The 19,344-nt window shown below is 54.5% G+C and carries 18 protein-coding genes; 11 read left to right on the top strand and 7 right to left on the bottom strand.

Annotation, left to right across the window (positions count from 1 at the left end; translation table 11 throughout):
* Positions 1 to 45: 45 nt before the first annotated feature.
* The 3 genes from fruA to fruB are packed head-to-tail and all read right to left on the bottom strand — an operon-like array spanning position 46 to position 3,817.
* A complete protein-coding gene (fruA, locus tag IMQ33_RS13180) occupies positions 46 to 1,734 on the bottom strand; it encodes a PTS fructose transporter subunit IIBC (protein ID WP_196061520.1) in 1,689 nt (562 codons plus the stop codon).
* A gap of 14 nt (positions 1,735 to 1,748) precedes the next feature.
* Entirely contained in the window at positions 1,749 to 2,687 is a 939-nt protein-coding gene (gene fruK / locus IMQ33_RS13185) for a 1-phosphofructokinase (protein ID WP_065683219.1), read from the bottom strand.
* Positions 2,684 to 3,817: a fused PTS fructose transporter subunit IIA/HPr protein gene (gene fruB, locus IMQ33_RS13190; protein WP_196061521.1), complete on the bottom strand. Its 1,134-nt coding sequence runs from the start codon at positions 3,815 to 3,817 to the stop codon at positions 2,684 to 2,686. The genes fruK and fruB overlap by 4 nt, the downstream gene beginning before the upstream one ends.
* A 209-nt stretch (positions 3,818 to 4,026) precedes the next feature.
* Between fruB and IMQ33_RS13195 the strand changes: the two genes are divergently transcribed.
* The 4 genes from IMQ33_RS13195 (at position 4,027) to IMQ33_RS13210 (ending at position 9,743) form a co-directional block, all read left to right on the top strand.
* Positions 4,027 to 4,488, top strand: a complete 462-nt coding sequence (locus IMQ33_RS13195) for an NUDIX hydrolase (RefSeq protein ID WP_370571704.1) — start codon at positions 4,027 to 4,029, stop codon at positions 4,486 to 4,488.
* Positions 4,489 to 4,716: 228 nt separating this feature from the next.
* Complete coding sequence (locus IMQ33_RS13200; RefSeq protein WP_024528057.1) at positions 4,717 to 5,877, top strand: NapC/NirT family cytochrome c; 1,161 nt, start codon at positions 4,717 to 4,719, stop codon at positions 5,875 to 5,877.
* A 12-nt stretch (positions 5,878 to 5,889) separates the two neighbouring features.
* On the top strand, positions 5,890 to 8,370 hold the full coding sequence (gene torA, locus IMQ33_RS13205; protein WP_024484968.1) for a trimethylamine-N-oxide reductase TorA: 2,481 nt from the start codon (positions 5,890 to 5,892) through the stop codon (positions 8,368 to 8,370).
* Positions 8,371 to 8,531: 161 nt separating this feature from the next.
* Entirely contained in the window at positions 8,532 to 9,743 is a 1,212-nt protein-coding gene (locus tag IMQ33_RS13210) for a sugar efflux transporter (RefSeq protein ID WP_196061522.1), read from the top strand.
* Here the strand turns inward: IMQ33_RS13210 and IMQ33_RS13215 are convergent.
* On the bottom strand, positions 9,707 to 9,961 hold the full coding sequence (locus IMQ33_RS13215) for a YkgJ family cysteine cluster protein (protein ID WP_161712372.1): 255 nt from the start codon (positions 9,959 to 9,961) through the stop codon (positions 9,707 to 9,709). The two genes, IMQ33_RS13210 and IMQ33_RS13215, sit on opposite strands and share 37 nt — an antisense overlap.
* 145 nt (positions 9,962 to 10,106) lie before the next feature.
* Between IMQ33_RS13215 and IMQ33_RS13220 the strand changes: the two genes are divergently transcribed.
* The 4 genes from IMQ33_RS13220 (at position 10,107) to yeiP (ending at position 13,095) form a co-directional block, all read left to right on the top strand.
* Complete coding sequence (locus IMQ33_RS13220) at positions 10,107 to 10,244, top strand: hypothetical protein (protein WP_196061529.1); 138 nt, start codon at positions 10,107 to 10,109, stop codon at positions 10,242 to 10,244.
* A 166-nt stretch (positions 10,245 to 10,410) separates the two neighbouring features.
* Positions 10,411 to 10,704: a DUF1240 domain-containing protein gene (locus tag IMQ33_RS13225; protein WP_337062429.1), complete on the top strand. Its 294-nt coding sequence runs from the start codon at positions 10,411 to 10,413 to the stop codon at positions 10,702 to 10,704.
* Positions 10,705 to 11,155: 451 nt separating this feature from the next.
* Complete coding sequence (gene mtr / locus IMQ33_RS13230; RefSeq protein ID WP_065683216.1) at positions 11,156 to 12,400, top strand: tryptophan permease; 1,245 nt, start codon at positions 11,156 to 11,158, stop codon at positions 12,398 to 12,400.
* Positions 12,401 to 12,522: 122 nt separating this feature from the next.
* Entirely contained in the window at positions 12,523 to 13,095 is a 573-nt protein-coding gene (gene yeiP / locus IMQ33_RS13235) for an elongation factor P-like protein YeiP (protein ID WP_021805861.1), read from the top strand.
* Between the two features lie 39 nt (positions 13,096 to 13,134).
* Here yeiP and uxuA read toward each other — a convergent pair whose 3' ends face one another.
* A complete protein-coding gene (gene uxuA, locus IMQ33_RS13240) occupies positions 13,135 to 14,325 on the bottom strand; it encodes a mannonate dehydratase (protein WP_024528053.1) in 1,191 nt (396 codons plus the stop codon).
* 341 nt (positions 14,326 to 14,666) lie between these two features.
* On the opposite strand from uxuA, the gene IMQ33_RS13245 reads away from it, so the two are divergent.
* Entirely contained in the window at positions 14,667 to 16,148 is a 1,482-nt protein-coding gene (locus tag IMQ33_RS13245; RefSeq protein ID WP_196061523.1) for a mannitol dehydrogenase family protein, read from the top strand.
* A 58-nt stretch (positions 16,149 to 16,206) separates the two neighbouring features.
* On the opposite strand, the gene IMQ33_RS13250 is transcribed toward IMQ33_RS13245, so the two are convergent.
* Together IMQ33_RS13250 and IMQ33_RS13255 are read right to left on the bottom strand one after the other, a co-directional pair.
* A complete protein-coding gene (locus IMQ33_RS13250) occupies positions 16,207 to 16,518 on the bottom strand; it encodes a type 1 fimbrial protein (protein WP_098930455.1) in 312 nt (103 codons plus the stop codon).
* A 316-nt stretch (positions 16,519 to 16,834) separates the two neighbouring features.
* On the bottom strand, positions 16,835 to 17,143 hold the full coding sequence (locus tag IMQ33_RS13255; RefSeq protein ID WP_065683213.1) for a type 1 fimbrial protein: 309 nt from the start codon (positions 17,141 to 17,143) through the stop codon (positions 16,835 to 16,837).
* 315 nt (positions 17,144 to 17,458) lie between these two features.
* Between IMQ33_RS13255 and IMQ33_RS13260 the strand changes: the two genes are divergently transcribed.
* Positions 17,459 to 18,433: a GTP-binding protein gene (locus IMQ33_RS13260; RefSeq protein WP_065683212.1), complete on the top strand. Its 975-nt coding sequence runs from the start codon at positions 17,459 to 17,461 to the stop codon at positions 18,431 to 18,433.
* Between the two features lie 45 nt (positions 18,434 to 18,478).
* Positions 18,479 to 19,189, top strand: a complete 711-nt coding sequence (locus IMQ33_RS13265) for a phosphatase PAP2 family protein (protein ID WP_065683211.1) — start codon at positions 18,479 to 18,481, stop codon at positions 19,187 to 19,189.
* Positions 19,190 to 19,344 lie beyond the last annotated feature (155 nt).

A 19,344-nucleotide genomic window follows, 5' to 3' on the forward strand; every position in this document is an offset into this window, starting at 1 on the left:
AAACCGGCATTTTTCAGATGCCGGTTTTTTATTTTGTGGTTGTCGTTACGCGACCGTGGCTACCGGTGCTTCAGAGCGTTTGAGGACCGCATAGGCCACGCCCGCCAGCAGGGTACCCGCCACAATCGCCAGCAGATACAGCAGCACCGGCGAGATAGCACCAGGGATCAACAGCACGAACAGACCACCGTGTGGTGCCATCAGTTTTGCACCGAAGGCCATCGACAGCGCACCGGTCAAAGCACCACCTGCGATACAGCACGGCAGAACGCGCATCGGGTCACGGGCGGCAAACGGAATTGCCCCTTCAGTGATAAAGCACAGGCCCAACACCAACGCGGCTTTGCCCCCTTCCTGCTCGGACTTCTCGAACTTGCGACGAGCCAGAATGGTCGCCAGCCCCATCGCCAGCGGTGGCACCATACCTGCCGCCATAATCGCCGCCATCGGTGCGTAGACTGAAGAACTCAACAACGCCACACCAAAGGCATAGGCCGCCTTGTTAACCGGGCCGCCCATATCGGTACACATCATCGCACCGAGGATTGCGCCCAGCAGTACCGCGTTGGCGGTGCCAAGCGATTGCAGCCAGTTGGTCAGGCCAACCATGATCTTGGCGACGGGCGTGCCCACCACGTAAATCATGATCAAACCGGTGATCAGGCTGGCAACCAGCGGAATAATCAGGATCGGCTTGAGCGCTTCCATACTCGGTGGCAAACGCAGCTTGCCGCTGATGGCCTTGGCCACGTAACCCGCCAGGAAACCGGCAATAATACCGCCAAGGAAACCCGCACCAGTGCTGACCGCCAACATACCGCCAATCAGGCCCGGAGTCAGGCCTGGACGATCCGCAATGGAGAACGCAATGTAGCCAGCCAGAACCGGCACCATCAGCGCAAAGGCCGAACCACCACCGATCTGCATCAGCGCCGCAGCCAGCGTACCTTTGACTTCAAACGCCTTGATACCAAACACGAACGACAGCGCGATGCACAGACCGCCCGCCACCACCATCGGCAGCATGTAAGACACGCCGGTCAGCAGGTGGCGATAAGGCCCTGCGCTCTCTTTCTTCTTGCCTGAGCTCCCGGTGCTGCCACTTTTTTGCGGCTGGAAGATCTCGGCTTCTACCTGTGCCTTATCCAGTTCCTGCGCGGTTTTCTTCAACGCCAAACCGGTCGAGGTACGGTACATTGGCTTGCCGGCAAACTTGTCCAGATCCACTTCGATGTCTGCCGCGACAATCACCAGGTCGGCCGCAGCCACTTCTTCTGGGGTGATTGCATTCCCGGCACCGACGGAGCCACGGGTTTCCACTTTCACCCACCAGCCACGTTTCTTGGCTTCGCTCTCGATGGCTTCGGCCGCCATAAAGGTATGTGCAACGCCGGTCGGGCAAGCGGTAACGGCAACAATGCGTTTCGGACCGGCAGATTTTGCCGGTGCTACCGCCTGGGCCGGAGCCTGATACGGTTTGGCTTGCGCCTGTGCTGTGGCCAGGAAGGCTTCAGGTTCACGCACCGCGTGTTCCACATCACCGATATAAACCTGTTTGCCGTTCAGCTCAGCGTCAGCAGGTGCAGCAACACCCGCTACCACCACCAGTTCAGCCTCGTTGGCCGTGTTAACCAGCGTCAGGCCGGTTTTGGCCGCAGCGGCCTCAAGCATGCGTTTCGCCAGGTGGCTACGAGCCTGCCCGAGCGAACTGTCTATCATCAGCAGCGTTTTCATTCTGACTCCTGCGATTAATTAAAGGGTTTCAGATCGACGCGCGCCATCATCGCGGCCAACTGCGGACGATCGGTGATGCCAACGTTGCTCTGGCTCACTGCCAGGGCAGCCACGGCAGTGGCCAAGCGCAAGGTATGTTCGCTGGATTCACGCATCAGCAGGCCGTAGATCAGGCCGCCGACCATGGAATCACCGGCACCCACGGTGCTGACCACCTCACAGGCTGGCGGTTTGGCGATCCAGGCGCCAGAGGCGTTAACCCACAGCGCGCCTTCGGCACCCAGTGAGATCACCACGTGGGCAATGCCCTGTTCACGCAGGGCGTGAGCGGCTTCCACCACATCTTCCAACTTCGGCAAGGCTTTGCCTGCCCAGATTTCCAGTTCACGACGGTTAGGTTTTACCAACCACGGCGAGGCTTTCAGCCCGGCCACCAGCGCTTCACGGCTGCTGTCAAAAATGATGCACGGACACTGCGCACGCAGGCGGGTCATCCACTCGGTGAACGCTTCCGGTGCAACCCCGGCAGGCAAGCTACCGCTGACCGCCACCATGTCGAACTGGCCCAGCCAGCTCAGGGAATCCACCACAAAGCGTTCCCAATCCTGCGGCGTCACTTCAAAACCGGAGAAGTTGAAATCGGTCACTTCACCGTCTTTTTCCGTCAGCTTAACGTTGATACGTGTACGCCCAGGGACCACCTGGAAACGGTTGGCAATCCCCAAATCGCTGAACAGCAGTTGGAAACCATCCTGGTTGTCTTTACCAAGGAAACCGCCAACGGTGACGTCGATACCTAAATCTTTCAGTACCTTGGCAACGTTGATCCCTTTACCTGCCGCATGGAGACCGGCAGTTTTTACCAGGTTAACCTCGCCCCGTTCGATCTCCGGGCAAAAGCCCACCAGATCGTAAGCCGGATTCAGGGTTATGGTTGCTACTCTTCTGCTCATGCTGCACCCTCGCCAAGACCTTCACTGATGGCTTCGCCGATGGCTTTCAGCGCGGCTTCAGCATCGTCACCACTAGCGGTAAAGCGCAGGTGATGACCTTTTTTCACTCCCAGTGCCACGACCTTCATCAGGCTGCGGCCGTTAGCCGGTTTACCACTACCGTCGAGATTGGTAACGGTAATTTCACTGGAGAACTGTTTGATTACGTTGACCAGCGCAGTGCCAGGGCGGGCATGCAGGCCATGCTCATTGCGCACGACGTATTCCGCACTCAGAACCGCGCTCTCTTCGGCTACTTCGCTGGTCAGTAACGCCAGCACGCCCACCGCATCGGCGTTCAGCAAGCGTTCAGCTTTTTGGCTCACTAACAGATCGCTTAAGTAGTTCAGCACCGTCAGCGGTTGTTGATCGGCGACGGCGACGGTCAGCAACAGCGCGACCTTTTCGCCTTCTTCATCAAACACCTGTGCCGGGCGGCTGACGGTGGCGGCGCTAGTCAGGTTGCCTTCGGTGCTGTCACTCAACCAGATCCCCTGCCCCAGATTCAGCGGCTTGCGGGTGATCACATCGCTGACAAACTGGGCGTTAACCGCCCCGATTTTTTGCAGACGGCCCGCGTTCAAAGCTTGCAGCGTCATCAGCGAATCGGCGGCCACATCAAGAGCAATCAGTGAGGCATCAAACTTGAATTCAGCCGCCAGCTTCTCGCCCATCAGCAAACTGCGCAGTTCTTCGGCTGAAGTCGTTTTTGCCAGCTGTTCGGCGACGCTGTCATCACTGAGCACGTGCGTGAGCTGACGCAGTAATGCCAGGTGTTCATCAGAACGCGCAGCAATGCCGATCACCACATAGGCCGTCTGGCCTTCGCCCCACTCGATACCCTGTGGAAACTGGAATACCTGAACACCGGTGTTCAGCACCAGATCGCGGGTATCTGTAGTGCCATGTGGAATGGCGATGCCGTTGCCCAGATAAGTAGAGGTTTGCAGCTCGCGCTGCAGCATGCCGTCAACATAGGCGGCGCTGACGCATCCGGCAGAGGTAAGCGCTGCCGCTACCTGCCGGATGGCTTCCTGTTTGCCGCTAGCGGCAGCTCCCAGGTGAATATCTTGCTGTGACAACTGGAACATGGTTCTCCTCTCCTGCTGAATTGAATCGTTTCAGCCAAGTTAAGAAAAAGGAGCGTTACCCATCGCCTAACCAGGCCATCGATGACGCTGAAACGTTTCAATGAGTGTGTGAGCAGCTATCACCGAAAGCAAGTTTTCTCGATCTCGACGTGATAGTTTTTTGACCTTACGCACACTTTTCTGGCTAAAGCCCCCATGTGAAGGGGAAAATGGCATACTGTGCTGAAACAGTGCTGAAGGAAGATAACAACATGGTTGCCACCGGTATCGGGGTCATAATCGTTAACGCTCAAGGGCAAATCCTGCTGGGGAAACGCTGCAGCACCCATGCCCCTTTTTGGTCGATCCCCGGGGGTCATCTTGACGCGGGGGAAACCTTTGAGCAGTGTGCCCAACGCGAAATCGCCGAAGAGACCGGTTTGCAGATAGCTCCGCCAACCTTTATTGGCATCAGCAATAATCTGCAAACCTGGCGGGCAGAGGGAAAACATACGGTGTCGATCTGTATGCTGGTTCAGCATCCAGGTGGGGAAGCTGAACTAAAAGAGCCGGAAAAATGTGCCGAATGGCGCTGGTGCTCCCCGCACGACCTGCCGGAGCCCCATTTTGAAGCGAGCAAAACGGCGATCCACCTATGGTTAAGCCAACAGGTATATCTGCCTATATTGTGACGTTATTCCCTGTCATTTCTCCTCAGTTCATCTCAAGCAGAACATTATATAAATTAGAATATAACGCTACTTTATTGCTCAATCACTCCACTTTTCACTGCAAATACCCCTAAGGTATTAGGTTTCTTTTGCGAAAATACCTATACTTATCCAGGTGTTTTTGACCTGGTGTCGAAACCTTTTTGGCAAGTTTTTCCTTGGTATTTCATAACTATAAGTGGGTTCAATATGAGCAAAAAACAAGCTGGCTTTGAAAAGCGACGCCGGTGGGGATGGCTTTGGATTTTGGTGATCGGGATTATTCTCGGTGCCGCACTGCTGGCAGGGACCGCAACGGTCTTCCATAAAACCAGCGATACCGCCTTCTGTGTCTCCTGCCACACCATGCAACAACCTCTGGCCGAATATCAAGGCAGTGTCCACTTCCAGAACGCCAAGGGGATCCGCGCTGAATGCGCCGATTGCCACGTCCCTCATGAGCCGCTCGATTACCTGTGGACCAAGATCCGCGCGGTGAAAGACATTTACGGCGAAATGACCGGTAAAATCGACACTCCGGAAAAATACGAAGCCCATAAGCTGGCCATGGCGCAATCGGTGTGGAAAACGCTGAAAGAAAACGATTCGGCCACCTGCCGTTCTTGCCATAGCTTCGATGCCATGGATATTACTGCCCAGCGTCCTGAAGCCCGAATTCAACACCCGGTGGCCATCAAGCAAGGCGAAACCTGTATCGACTGCCACAAGGGCGTTGCGCATATCCTGCCGGATATGAGCGGTGCCGCACAGGCCGGCGCTGCCGAACTGGCGAAAGCCGCGGCGGAAACCTCTCCAACAGCGACCACGCTGTTTACCATCGCTACCGAACCGTTCTTCCTGAAAGCCGACGATACGCATAATGCCGGTAACCTGATGCCTTCAACCGAAGTTCACGTCGTGAAACAGGAAGGTGACAAGGTGCTGGTTGACGTCAGCGGCTGGCAACAGGATGGCGTCAGCGAAGTATTCTACGCTGCGCAAGGTAAACGTATCCTTAGCGTCCTGCTGGGCGAAGACGCGCGCAAACTGCTGAAAACCGGCAGCACGATGACCGACGCCGAAACTGGCCTGGTCTGGCATCAGGTTTCATTGCAAGTGTGGTTGCCACGTAAGCAACTGATCGACGATCAGCAGAAAATCTGGCGTTACACCGCCGATATGATGTCCGCCAACTGTACCGGCTGCCACGGCCTGACCGCCCTTGATCGCTTCAACGCCAACCAGTGGATCGGCGTGATTAAAGGTATGGCTCCTCGCACCTCGCTGTCACAAGAACAACTGCGCGTTCTGACGCAGTACGTTCAGAAACATGCCAGCGATATGCAACCTGCCACACCGGCCAAAAGTTAAGGGAGAAGCGAAATGAGCAAGTACCAACAACAACCATTGGCCATGAGCCGCCGTCGTTTCCTGACCGGTGCCAGCGCCCTGGCCGCCGTCCCTCTATTTGCGGGTCTGTGGCCTAAATCGGCGTTGGCGGAAGCCATCAGCCAGGCATTGCCACAATTTGTGGCCTTACGTCAGGCGCAGAAAGGCATCCTGACCGGGGCGCACTGGGGCGCATTTGAAGCCATCGTGCAAGACGGAAAAATGGTCGGCGTGTTGCCGGTCAAAGACGATCCTTACCCGAACGATCTGATCACCATGGCCCCCCACCAGGTGCATGCGGAAAACCGTATCAAGTACCCAATGGTACGTAAAAGCTGGCTGGAAGGCGGCCCTGGCAGCCGCACCGAGCTGCGCGGCAACGATGAATGGGTGCGCGTCAGTTGGGAAAAAGCGATCGATCTGGTCGGTAACGAAATCGTCCGTTTGCAAAAAGATCACGGCCCGCAGTCGATCTATGCCGGTTCTTACGGCTGGAAAAGCGTGGGCATGCTGCACAACAGCCGTACCCTGCTGCAACGCCTGATGAACCTGAGCGGCGGCTTCCTTGGCTACGCCGGTGACTATTCTACCGGTGCTGCACAGGTGATCATGTCGCACGTGATGGGGTCAATGGAGGTTTACGAACAGCAAACCGCCTGGCCAAACGTCATCGACAACAGCCAACTGGTGATCCTGTGGGGCTGTAACCCGATGGTTACGCTGAAAAACAGCTGGAACGTACCCGACCACGTCGGCCAGACCGGCTTTGAGGCGCTGAAGAAGAAAGGCACCCGCATCATCAGCATCGATCCGGTGCACAGCGACAGTGCCAAATATGTCGGCGCACAGTGGATCGCTCCGCGTCCGTACACCGACAGCGCGATGCTGATCGGTATCGCCCACACCCTGTTGACCGAAAAGCTGCATAACCCGGACTTCCTGAAAACCTACACCGTAGGCTTCGACAAGTTCCAGGCTTATCTGCTGGGTGAAACCGACGGTACGCCGAAAACTGCCGAGTGGGCTGCCGATATCAGCGGCGTCGATGCCGAAGTGCTGCGCCAGTTGGCGCGCGATATGGCGAAACAGCGCACCATGATCATGGGCGGCTGGGGGATCCAGCGTCAGCATCACGGTGAGCAACAGCACTGGTTACTGGTGACCGTGGCGGCCATGCTTGGCCAGATCGGCCTGCCAGGCGGCGGCTTTGGCTTCAGCTATCACTACTCTTCCGGCGGCAGCCCAACGGCCAAAGGCGGCATCCTCTCCGGTATCTCTGCGGGGAATGCACCGAAAAATTCACCAACGCCAATCCCGGTGGCTCGTATCGCCGAATGCCTGACCAACCCAGGCAAGACCATTCACTTCAATGGGACCGATGTCACTTACCCAGACGTGAAGATGGTGTACGTGGCCGGTGGTAATACCTTCCACCAGCATCAGGACACCAACAATCTGGTCAAAGCCTGGCAGCGCCCGGAAACCATCGTGGTTAACGAACCGTACTGGACGGCGACCGCCAAGCATGCGGATATCGTGCTGCCCGCGACCACCAGCTATGAGCGTAACGATCTGGAGATGGGCGGTGACTACTCGCAGCTGTACGTATTCCCGATGCATCAGTGCGTGCCGCCGCAGCATGAGTCACGCAACGACTTCGACATCTTCGCCGCTCTGGCCGCCAAGCTCGGCGTGCTGGATGCCTTTACCGAAGGCAAAGACGAAACCCAGTGGCTGAAAGGCATGTACGACGACATGAAGTTGCAGGCCCGCGCCGCCCGCGTTGCCCTGCCGCCGTTTGACATGTTCTGGGAGTCGAACAACTACATTCGTTTCCCGATCCCGCAGGAAAACAAACAGTGGGTACGTTTCGCCGATTATCGTGAAAACCCGCTGCTTAATCCGTTGGGGACTCCTTCAGGCAAGATTGAGATCTACTCCGATGCCATCTCGAAGATGGAGTATCTGGATTGCAAAGGTATTCCAACCTGGATGCCGCCGCATGAATGGTATCGTGGCCCAGAGGCAGCCAAATACCCGCTGTCACTGAATACCGCGCACCCGACCAACCGCCTGCACTCACAGCTCGACAACACGCCGCTGCGTAAGAAGTATGCGGTGGCCGACCGTGAAGCGATCTTGATCCATCCAGAGGATGCCAAATCGCGCAATATCACCAACGGCGACCTGGTGCGGGCGTTTAACGACCGTGGGCAGATCCTGGTTGGTGCCATTGTCAGTGAAGACGTGCGCCCAGGTGCGGTGCGGATCAGCGAAGGGGCCTGGTACGATCCGGCCGATCCGTCAACACCGGGGTCGATCTGTAAGAACGGCAACGTTAACTGCCTGACTTTCGATATTGGCTCATCCAACCTGGCACAGGGCAACTGCGGCCAGATGGCACAGCTGGAAATTGAGAAATATCAGGGCGAAGTGCTGAAGAACACCGCGCACGACGTTCCTGCTGGCGCATAACCACTAGCCACCAGAGCAGGGTGATGGTGACATCACCCTGCTCTTTTTCTGCCGACAGATACCATCTAGTTACCCATTCCTTGATTGAAACAGGTTTTTGTTTTTTTTAAACGAGCGTATTATGCGCGCGTCTCCCTTCTCTTTGGCTATTCATTCAGCTTATGCGTACTTCAACTGCGGCGACACGACGCTTGCCCGATTTAACTTCGTTGGCATTTCTGGTCGTGGCTTTTCTCACCGGGATTGCCGGTGCCTTACAGACGCCCACGCTGAGTCTGTTCCTCTCCACCGAAGTGAACGTACGGCCAACGATGGTCGGGCTGTTCTTTACCGGCAGCGCGGTGATCGGCATTTTGGTCAGCCAGTTTCTGGCCAGCCGCTCAGATAAGAGGGGCGATCGCAAATCACTGATCTTTCTGTGCTGCATGTTGGGTGCCTTGGCTTGTGCGCTGTTCGCCTGGAATCGTAACTATTACCTGCTGCTGTTCGTCGGCGTGTTGCTGAGCAGCTTCGGCTCGACCGCCAACCCACAGATGTTTGCCCTGGCACGAGAACATGCCGAGCACACCGGCCGGGGAACGGTGATGTTCAGTTCTATCCTGCGCGCTCAGGTTTCGCTGGCCTGGGTGATTGGGCCACCGATCGCCTTTGCGCTGGCCTTGGGGTTTGGTTTTAAGGTGATGTATCTGGCCGCCGCCGCAGCCTTTATTCTCTGCGGAGCGCTGGTATGGAAGATGTTGCCCTCCATGCCAAAAGTGCAGAGTACCGGCGGGGCGACGCTGGAAGCCCCCCGCCAGAACCGCCAGGATACGTTATTGTTGTTTATGGCCTGCACGTTAATGTGGACGGCCAACAGCATGTATTTGATCAATATGCCGCTGTACATGGTGCGGGAACTGCAGTTACCGGAAAAACTGACGGGAATACTGATGGGTACCGCTGCCGGGCTGGAAATCCCGACCATGTTGCTCGCAGGCATGGTGGCCCAACGCTTTGGCAAGCGCTTCCTGATGCGTTGTGCGGTGATTGCCGGGGTGCTGTTCTATGCCGGGCTACTGTTTATAACCGGTACTTGGCAACTGATCGCCCTGCAACTGCTGAATGCGCTGTTTATCGGGGTGCTGGCGGGGATTGGTATGCTCTATTTCCAGGATTTGATGCCCGGCCAGGCCGGGGCGGCCACCACGCTGTTTACCAATACCACCCGCGTTGGCTGGATTATTGCCGGTTCGATCGCCGGGGTCGTGGCTGAAATGTGGAGTTATCACGCGGTATTTTACTTTGCGTTGGCGATGGTCCTGGGTGCGGTGCTATGCCTGTGGCGGCTGAAGGACGTTCAAGGCGCGGTATCCACCTCCAACTTGGCAAGATAGATCAGCGCCTCATCACGGCGGTCGTGGCACATTTCACGGCTGGCCTGCAGGCTGCCGCAAACTTTGGGCCGCAGCGGCGAATGAAATATTCCACAACGCAGTTGCGGGTCCAGATGGATGCAACGGGTATTGGCCGGTTTGCCGTTGGGCATACCAGGGATCGGGCTGGAAATCGAAGGTGCGATACAGCAGGCACCACAGTCGGCACGGCAGTCCATCTGCGATCCTATAGGGGCTGATTATGTGGTTGAGACAATAGCAGAACGCCGCATTAAGTTATACTCATTCACAATGCTTACCAATAGTGCTAGAGTTTATTTTTCAATGGAGTGAAAAGCTTAGAACTATCAATGGAGTGAGATCATGTCAGATAAAAATTTCAACCCGAGTTGGGAAGGCTACATGGGGGATTTCCTGAAAGGTAATGTCGGGATCAACCAGCTAAAACCCCAACATGAGTTTCTTGACTCTATCGGCTTAGAGAAAGCATTAAGCGATTGAAGGTAAAACCAAGAACACCAGAAGCAAACTTTCAATATATCCTCAATGGGTTAAGAAGATGAGTGTAAATAATCGATTTTGGAAAATATTAGGAGCAACGGCATTACTGATTATATTTATATGCTTATCGATATTGATTTACGGCTACATTATCTCATTGATATTAATGGAGGATGAAATAACTTTTTCAGCCTCTATATTTATGTGCTTCTTTGGTTCACCTCTGATACTCTATGCTTTATCTGGCTCTGTTTTTGTCTTTATTTTTGATAGATTGCCAAGACATAATATGATAGTTGTTAAACATTTAACCAGGTTAGCACTGGTATCAATACTTTTTAGTTTACCGGTCTCCTTGTATGTAAACTACAAACTCAAACATGACGGCTATTTCACATGCGATAGAATTTCTTGGATGTCACCAACGACTTATGTGAAAGATTTATCACTTTGTCGATGAGTGGCATTTCCCGCTATACCCGCCAATTAGACAAAAAAATACATCAGGATACGTAAAGTGACGCCCCTCACCCTAACCCTCTCCCACAGGGAGAGGGGACTGAATGTGCTACAAATTAACGTCAGTAACTGGCCTCGGCACCGCAATAACTCCATCTCGCATAGGGCAGATTTTAATGTGCCACTGATAAACTCCAGCACCGGACTACAGCCCCCTTATTACCAGTCACCAAGCATGCAGCAGACAGACTTCTGCCCCTGACCACAACGCTATTGCAGCCCCCTCTCCCCGTGGGAGAGGGTTGGGGTGAGGGGAAAACCACCAAAATAACGCCCTAAGCGCTGAAGATTGCACCAATCCCACCAAATATCCTCTTTACATGCACACATCGCGCACGTACCATTGAGCTAGTACAAAAGAACTCACGACCAACGGCCAATCAGGAGCAATAATGTCTGCGGACACCATCCAGAAGCTTTCCCGCCCTTCCGTCCTCGGTGGCGCGATGATCATTGCCGGCACCGCCGTAGGTGCTGGTATGTTCTCTATCCCTATCGTAACTTCTGGCGTGTGGTTCAGCGGCTCCGTGGCGCTGCTGATTTATACCTGGTTCTGTATGCTGATCTCCGGGCTGATGATCCTGGAAGCCACCATGAATTATCCGGCGGGCGCCAGCTTCCACACCGTGGTCAAAGATCTGCTCGGCAAAGGCTGGAATACCCTTAACGGCCTGTCGATCACTTTCGTACTCTATATTCTGACCTATGCCTATATCTCGGCGGGCGGTTCGATCATCGCCCATACGCTCGAAGGCGTCTTCGGGGCCAACCAAACCCTGTCTGGATTGGTGTTTGCCATCGTCGTGGCCTTTATCGTCTGGTTATCCACCCGTGCCGTGGATCGCCTTAGCACCATTCTGATCGGCGGCATGGTGATCACCTTTGTATTGTCCGTCGGTGATATGTTCACCCACGTGCAGCCTGCCGTGTTGTTCAACCAGGGCGGCAGCGACGCCAACTACCTACCCTATGCACTCGCGGCATTGCCTTACCTGCTGACCTCGTTCGGCTACCACGGCAACGTACCTGGTCTGGTGAAGTATTATCAAAAAGACAGCGGGGCTGTGGTGCGCAGCCTGGTATACGGCACCTTGCTGGCGCTGGCGATCTATATCCTGTGGCAGTATGTGATCCAGGGCAATATCGCCCGTGATGCCTTCAAGCAGGTGATCGCCGAAGGGGGCAACATCGGCAGCCTGCTCAAGCAGATGGGTAACGTTTCCAGTAGCTATGCCGTTGGCCAACTGCTTAACGCCTTCTCTTATATGGCGCTGGCCAGTTCATTCCTGGGGGTGTCGCTGGGGCTGTTTGATTTTCTCGCCGACTTCTTCAAGTTCAAGGATAACCAGGCAGGCCGTACCAAATCGGCACTGGTGACTTTCGTGCCGCCAACCCTGGCCGCGTTACTGTTCCCGAACGGTTTCCTTTACGCCATCGGCTTTGCTGGCCTGGCCGCCACCATTTGGGCGGTGATCGTTCCTGCCATGATGGCACGCGCCAGCCGCCGCCGTTTCCCACAGGCCAGCTACCGTGCTCCCGGCGGCCAAGGCATGATCCTGTTCATCATCCTGTTTGGGGCGATTAACGCCGTGGCCCACGTGCTAACGCTATTAGATCTGCTGCCGGTGTTCAAATAAGCCTCAGGGGCGGCCACAGCCGCCCGTTTTCCCCACTCTTTTTGCGCGCGGCTCTTGCCTGAAAAGCACGGCGCGAGTAACTTGTCGCAACTTCCTAAAATCTATGTTGACAGGGTATTCCAATGGCAAGAGCGAACGAAATCAAGCGCGGTATGGCGATCAATTACAACGGCAAACTGCTGCTGGTAAAGGACATCGATGTCCAGAGCCCAAGCGCCCGTGGTGCCAGCACGCTGTATAAAATGCGTTTCTCCGACGTCCGTACCGGGCTGAAGGTAGAAGAGCGTTTTAAAGGCGATGATATTCTGGACACCATCAGCCTGTCCCGCCGCAAGGTAAACTTCTCCTATATTGACGGCGAAGAGTATGTGTTCATGGATGATGAAGACTACACCCCTTATATCTTCAAGAAAGATCAGATCGAAGATGAGCTGCTGTTCATCCCTGAAGCGGGCTTGCCGGGTATGCAGGTACTGACGCTGGATGGCCAGGTGTTGGCGTTGGAGCTGCCGCAGACCGTGGATATGGAAATTGTTGAAACCGCTCCGGGCATCAAAGGAGCTTCTGCCAGTGCGCGTAACAAACCGGCCACCATGGCGACCGGCCTGACCATTCTGGTACCGGAGTACCTGAGCAGCGGTGATAAAATCCGCATTCATATTGCAGAACGCCGCTATATGAGCCGCGCAGACTAGTCAACGGTAGGGGCGCAACCTGAGTGCGCCCTGCTTTTACTAGAGTAATTCCGGGAAAAACCGCCGCTTTAACGCCAGCTCGACCCCACGAACCTCCGCCAAACCTTTCAACCGACCAATGGCCGAATAGCCCGGATTGGTTTTCTTCTTCAGATCGTCCAGCATCTGGTGGCCATGGTCTGGTCGCATTGGGATAGGCCGCAGATCGCCCGCTTTATGACGGCGCTGTTCTTCTGCCAGAATAGCTTCAACCACCGCTACCATATCCACATCCCCTTGCAAGTGCGCCCCTTCATGGAAGGTTTTAGGGTTTTGCTCGCGGCAGGTGGCGCGCAGGTGGGTAAAGTGAATGCGATCGCCAAAGGTTTCAATCATCCGCACCAGATCGTTGTCCGCACGCACCCCGTAAGAACCGGTACACATGGTGAAGCCGTTATAGATGCTATCTACCGTCTCTTTCAGCCACTGCATATCTTCGATGGTGGAAACAATACGTGGCAAGCCTAGGATTGGGCGAGGTGGATCATCGGGATGCACTGCTAACCTGACACCCACCTCTTCCGCTACCGGCACGATAGCGCGTAGGAAGACGGCCATATTTTCACGCAGTTGCGCCTTATTGATATGATCGTACTCCGCCAGCCGGGCGCGGAACTGATCGAGCGTGTATCCCTCTTCCGCCCCAGGTAACCCGGCAATGATGTTACCGGTCAGCTTGGCAATATCTGCCGTACTCATCGCCTTGAAATAGCTTTGTGCCTGGGCTTGCTCTTCGTCGGTGTAATCTTTTTCCGCCCCACGACGGCACAGGATATGCAGATCGAAGGCTGCAAAGGCGATCTGATCAAAGCGTAAGGCCTTGGAACCGTCCGGCAGTGGGTATTCCAGATCGGTACGCGTCCAGTCGAGGATCGGCATAAAGTTGTAGCACACGGTATCAATGCCACATTCCGCCAGGTTGCGCAGCGATTGTTGATAGTTGGCGATATGACGTTGGTAGTTGCCGCTGTGGGTTTTAATTTCCTCGTGCACCGGGATACTTTCCACCACCGACCACACCAGACCTTTTTCCGCCAACAGAGCCTGCCGCGCCTTGATCTGTTCAACCGGCCACACTTCACCATTAGGGATATGGTGTAACGCGGTCACTACACCGGTAGCACCAGCCTGACGTACATCATCCAGCGAAACCGGATCGTTCGGCCCATACCAACGCCATGTTTGTTCCATTGATTTATCCTTGTAAAAGTCGCTCTGTCATCGTTGAAGCGGTATCGGTGGTGAGGTAGATCGCAAAATCAAATCAATCCTGTTATACCACATTGCAGTAGATATCATTCATCTTTAACCTTACTGATTAGCGGCGTGCTGTCAAAACAGAAACGTCGATTGATTGATCCAACTCACGATCCTGGGATATTTTGGACTGACCAATTTCATTCACCTCTCTACCGCCCTACACTGGCGGTTGTTAACAGATACGCGAGAGCCGGGCATACACCTGCGGCTAACTGGTCTGATAGCTTTATACCAGCGATCAACCGGCCCTTGCTCTCGTCATGGAGCCATTAATGAAAACTATCGCCAACTCACCGTTGCCCGCCAAGACACAACTGCCCCAGTACGATCGCCAAAACCTGCGCAGCAGAATTGTTCACCTGGGCTTTGGGGCTTTTCACCGCGCTCACCAGGCATTGCTGACCGACAGAGTACTCAACCGTAACGGCGGTGATTGGGGGATTTGCGAGATCAGCCTGTTCGGCGGCGATAAGCTATTCCAGACCCTGCGCGAACAGGATCATCTTTACACCGTGTTAGAAAAGGGCGCGGCGGGCGATCAGGCCATCGTGGTGGGGGCCGTTCATGAAAGCGTACATCGCAAATTGGAAGGCATCGACGCCGTGCTGGAAAAGCTGGCCGAGCCACAGGTGGCAATCGTCTCCATGACCATTACGGAGAAAGGCTACTGCATCGAACCGGGTAGCGGCCAATTGGACCTGCAACACGACGCGATCAAAGCCGATTTGGCTAATCCGACCCAGCCCACCACGGTGCCGGGGATCCTCGTGGAAGCACTACGCCGGCGTCGAGAGCGCCATCTACCCGCCTTTAGCGTGTTGTCCTGCGACAACATTCCAGAGAACGGCCACGTGGTACGCAATGCGGTGACCGGGCTGGCCAAAGCGCGCGATCCACTGTTAGCCGAGTGGATCGCACAACATGTCACCTTCCCTAGCACCATGGTCGATCGCATCGTTCCGGCCGCTACGCCAGAAACGCTGGATGAAATTGCCGCAGCCCTGGGTGGCGTACGTGATGAATGCGCTATCGCCTGTGAACCCTTCATTCAATGGGTGGTGGAAGATAATTTTGTCGCTGGCCGCCCACGCTGGGAGGATGCCGGTGTGCAACTGGTGGACGATGTTCTGCCGTTCGAGCAGATGAAACTGCGGATGCTCAACGGCAGCCACTCCTTCCTGGCCTACCTCGGCTATCTGGCAGGTTACCAATACATTGTTGACTGCATGGGGGATGAGCATTATCGCCGCGCCGCGCACCATTTGATGTTGAACGAGCAGGCTCCGACGCTGCAGGTCGCTGGCATCGATCTGGCCGCCTACGCCGAGCAGTTGATCGAGCGTTACAGCAACCCGGCACTGCAACACCGCACTTGGCAGATCGCTATGGATGGCACGCAAAAGTTGCCTCAGCGCCTGCTGGAGTCGATCCGTTGGCATCGGCAATATGGTGGCAGCCATGCGGGGCTTGCGCTTGGCGTAGCAGGCTGGATGCGTTATGTCGGAGGGATTGATGATGCCGGGCAACCGATTGATATCCGCGACCCGATGCTGGCCACGTTGCAGCAGGCCGTTAGCAGCTCACAGGACGGTGAACCCCGCGTGGCTGCATTGCTGGCGTTGAAAAGCGTGTTTGGCGAGCAGTTGCCAGCGGATAGTGCGTTTGTCGCGGAGGTAACACGGGCCTATCTGTCATTGCGCGATAGAGGAGCGCGCCAGACGGTAAAAGATTGGGTAACCACCCAGTTGAATTGATCTCTATCGGCCGCCATGCCCATCAACCAGGCATGACGGCCACTTGACTGAATGTGGATTAACGGTATTCCACCGTCATTATTCCGAGTTTTTTCTGCTGATCCAACCACTTGATCTCGCTCTTGCCGAGATGCATTGGCAGCTCTTTACTACCGCTCTCCAGACTCGCTAACTGATGTTTGCTGGTATAGTCTTGCCCGTCGCGATAGCATTGCGTTTGTGCCGTTGAGTCAGCGACTTCCACCGTGCAAGGGCCTTCGACAATGGCGCCATAGAAGTGGATCACGCCACCGGTAGCGGCATTGGCCACGCCTGCTGCCAGCCATGAAAACACCATTCCTGCGATCAAAAACAACCGTAAGCTTTTCATGGTCACCTCACTTGTTATTAAGCCAATATAAACCTGAAAAAAGTTCTTGGATTAAGCGCAAGTTAGAGAGGTTTCATCTATTTATCATCAAGTTAGATTGGACTCCACCTCTCTGGCGGCGCATAATTTATTGCCGCAAAATACAGATTTCAAGTCGGAAAAGTCTTAATTTGATATCCAGCAACGGCCAGTTGGCAGACGGCTTACCGTGCGCAATCCTGGTCAGTCGGTTGGGCAATGAAAGGTGTGGATAAAACGAAACAAAGTGCGGGATCTGGGGATGTCATGCCGAGCCCCACTCGGCATGACAAAGGACTTAACGATAAATTACCGTCATTATTGCGAGTTTTTTCTGCGGGTCTACCCACCGCATTTCGGTGGTACCGATATTCAGCGGAAGCTCTTTACTGCTGGCATCAAAACTTGCCAGCCTTTGCGTGCCTGTGTAGTTATGCCCGTTACGATAGCATTGGGTATTCGCCGTTGAGTTACTAACATCTACCGTACAAGGCCCTTCGACAATGGCACCCACGAAGTTGATAACGCCACCTGTGGAACCCGCATGACTTGCTGCCATCCATGAAAACAACGCTCCTGCGATCATAATTAACCGTAAGCTATTCATGGCAACCTCACTTTTGTTAAGCCACTTTAAAGATAGGTTATTTTTTTAGGAATAATCGCAAGGATAGGCGGTTTTTTTCATGGCTAATCGGTGCATTAAGGTCGTGGAAACAATACGGTACGGTACAATTGACTTTGTTAATGCCACGTTTTTTATGGGAAAAGTCTTAACTTTTTAGCGAAAAAAAAACGTCAAAAATGGGCGGTTTTCATGTTTAAATTTGTGATCTGCCCCTCCTATTGGCCAATAGCGATAAAAAAGCCAATAATTGCCCACTTTTAATCAATTGAAAACATCATTAACGGGAATTTCCAAATGACAAAAACCAATCTGATCACCGGCTTTCTCGGTAGCGGGAAGACCACCACCATTCGACACCTGTTGGCCAATAAGCCGGAAAATGAGCGTTGGGCCGTGCTGGTCAACGAGTTTGGCGAGATTGGTATCGATGGTGCCCTGCTGGCCGATAGCGGAGCGGTATTGAAAGAGATCCCCGGTGGCTGCATGTGCTGCGTTAACGGGCTACCTATGCAGGTAGGGCTGAATATGTTGCTGCAACAGGCCAAGCCCGATCGGTTACTGATTGAACCTACTGGATTAGGTCACCCCAAGCAGATCCTGGCGCTGTTGACCCAGGAAACCTATGGCGGATGGATCGATTTGCTGGCAACGATCTGTGTGCTTGATCCCCGCCAACTCGGCGAATCTCGCTATAGCGAAAATGAAAATTTCCGCGATCAGTTGGCCGCAGCCGACGTCATCATCGCCAATAAAATGGATACCTGGCAGCCGCAAGATGCCCAGGCACTGGAAGCCTGGCAAACGCTGCATGGCCAGCAGCGGCCGGTCTTTTCCATCGAGCAAGGGCGCATGGATATCACGCTGTTGGATCAACCACGCACCAATTGCACAGAATTGCCGGACGCACAGCATCATCATAGCCACGCCAAGACCCAAGGATTGGCGGCGTTGCGTTTGCCTGAAAACTCCCGCTGGCGCCGCGCCCTTAATCAAGGCCAAGGATTCACCAGCTGCGGCTGGATTTTCGATGGGGAAACCGTCTTTGATACCGTCGGCATGATGGAATGGATCAGGTTAGCTCCGGTTGATCGGGCCAAGGCGGTAGTACGCATTGCCGAAGGCAGTTTGCTGATCAACCGCCAAGGGCAGGATCTCAGTATCGAGACGCGGCCCGCCGCTCCGCTCGACAGCCGTATCGAATTGATCCACAGCGACGAGGCCAACTGGAATGCTTTGCAATCGGCCTTGTTTAACATTCGTTTAAGTTAATGCTTTTAACGTTGGCATTATTTTTTTGATTTTTACAGGTTAGCCATGACACGCCGCAATTTACCCTTCATCCTCATGCTCAACGTTTTGGGCATCGTGCTATTTCTTTCCTGGTATTTACCCACGGATCACGGGTTCTGGTTCAAGATTGACTCAGCAATCTTTTTCTTCTTCAACCAACATCTGGCCAGCGATGCCTGGTTTCTGAGAATGGTGGCGATCACCAACAATCGGATATTCGACGTCATTTCGCTCATCGCCATGGGGCTGCTGTACCTTTACTTCTACCTCAAGCAGGATGCCTTTGGCCGCCGCCGTCTGATCGTTACCGGCGTCGTGATGTTGTTAACGGGAGTGGTGCTCAACCAGTTTGGTCACCTGCTGCCGGTAAAACACGCCAGCCCTACCCTGACCTTTGACAATATCAACCGGGTCAGCGAACTCACCGGTATCCCAACCAAAGACGCCTCCAGCGACAGCTTCCCTGGCGATCATGGCATGATGCTGATGATTTTCTCCTGCTTTATGCTGCGCTACTTTAATCGCACGGCATTTGCCATCGCGCTGCTGATCACCCTGGTCTTCTGCCTGCCACGCATCATGATCGGCGCACATTGGTTTACCGATATTGCCGTCGGCTCGCTGTCGGTGGTGATGGTCGGTACCAGTTGGTGGCTGATGACACCGGCCAGCGATGTTGTGATCCACTGGTTGAACTGCCGATTACCCGGTAAGTATCGTCCAACGCAGCCATAACTTTAGATTATGATAGCCGGGAGGCCAGCGCCTCTCGGTGATTTACCTGTCGCATCTTGGTTACTCAACAACCACACCGTTAACATGCCTACCCCATTAATTAACCTCAATCCAACATAACCGCCAAACCGCGTTTTTTTATATGAAGATTTACA

The sequence above is a fragment of the Serratia sp. Res13-Sevr-LER1-36-b genome (assembly GCF_015673035.1).
Lineage (GTDB): Bacteria > Pseudomonadota > Gammaproteobacteria > Enterobacterales > Enterobacteriaceae > Chania > Chania fonticola_C.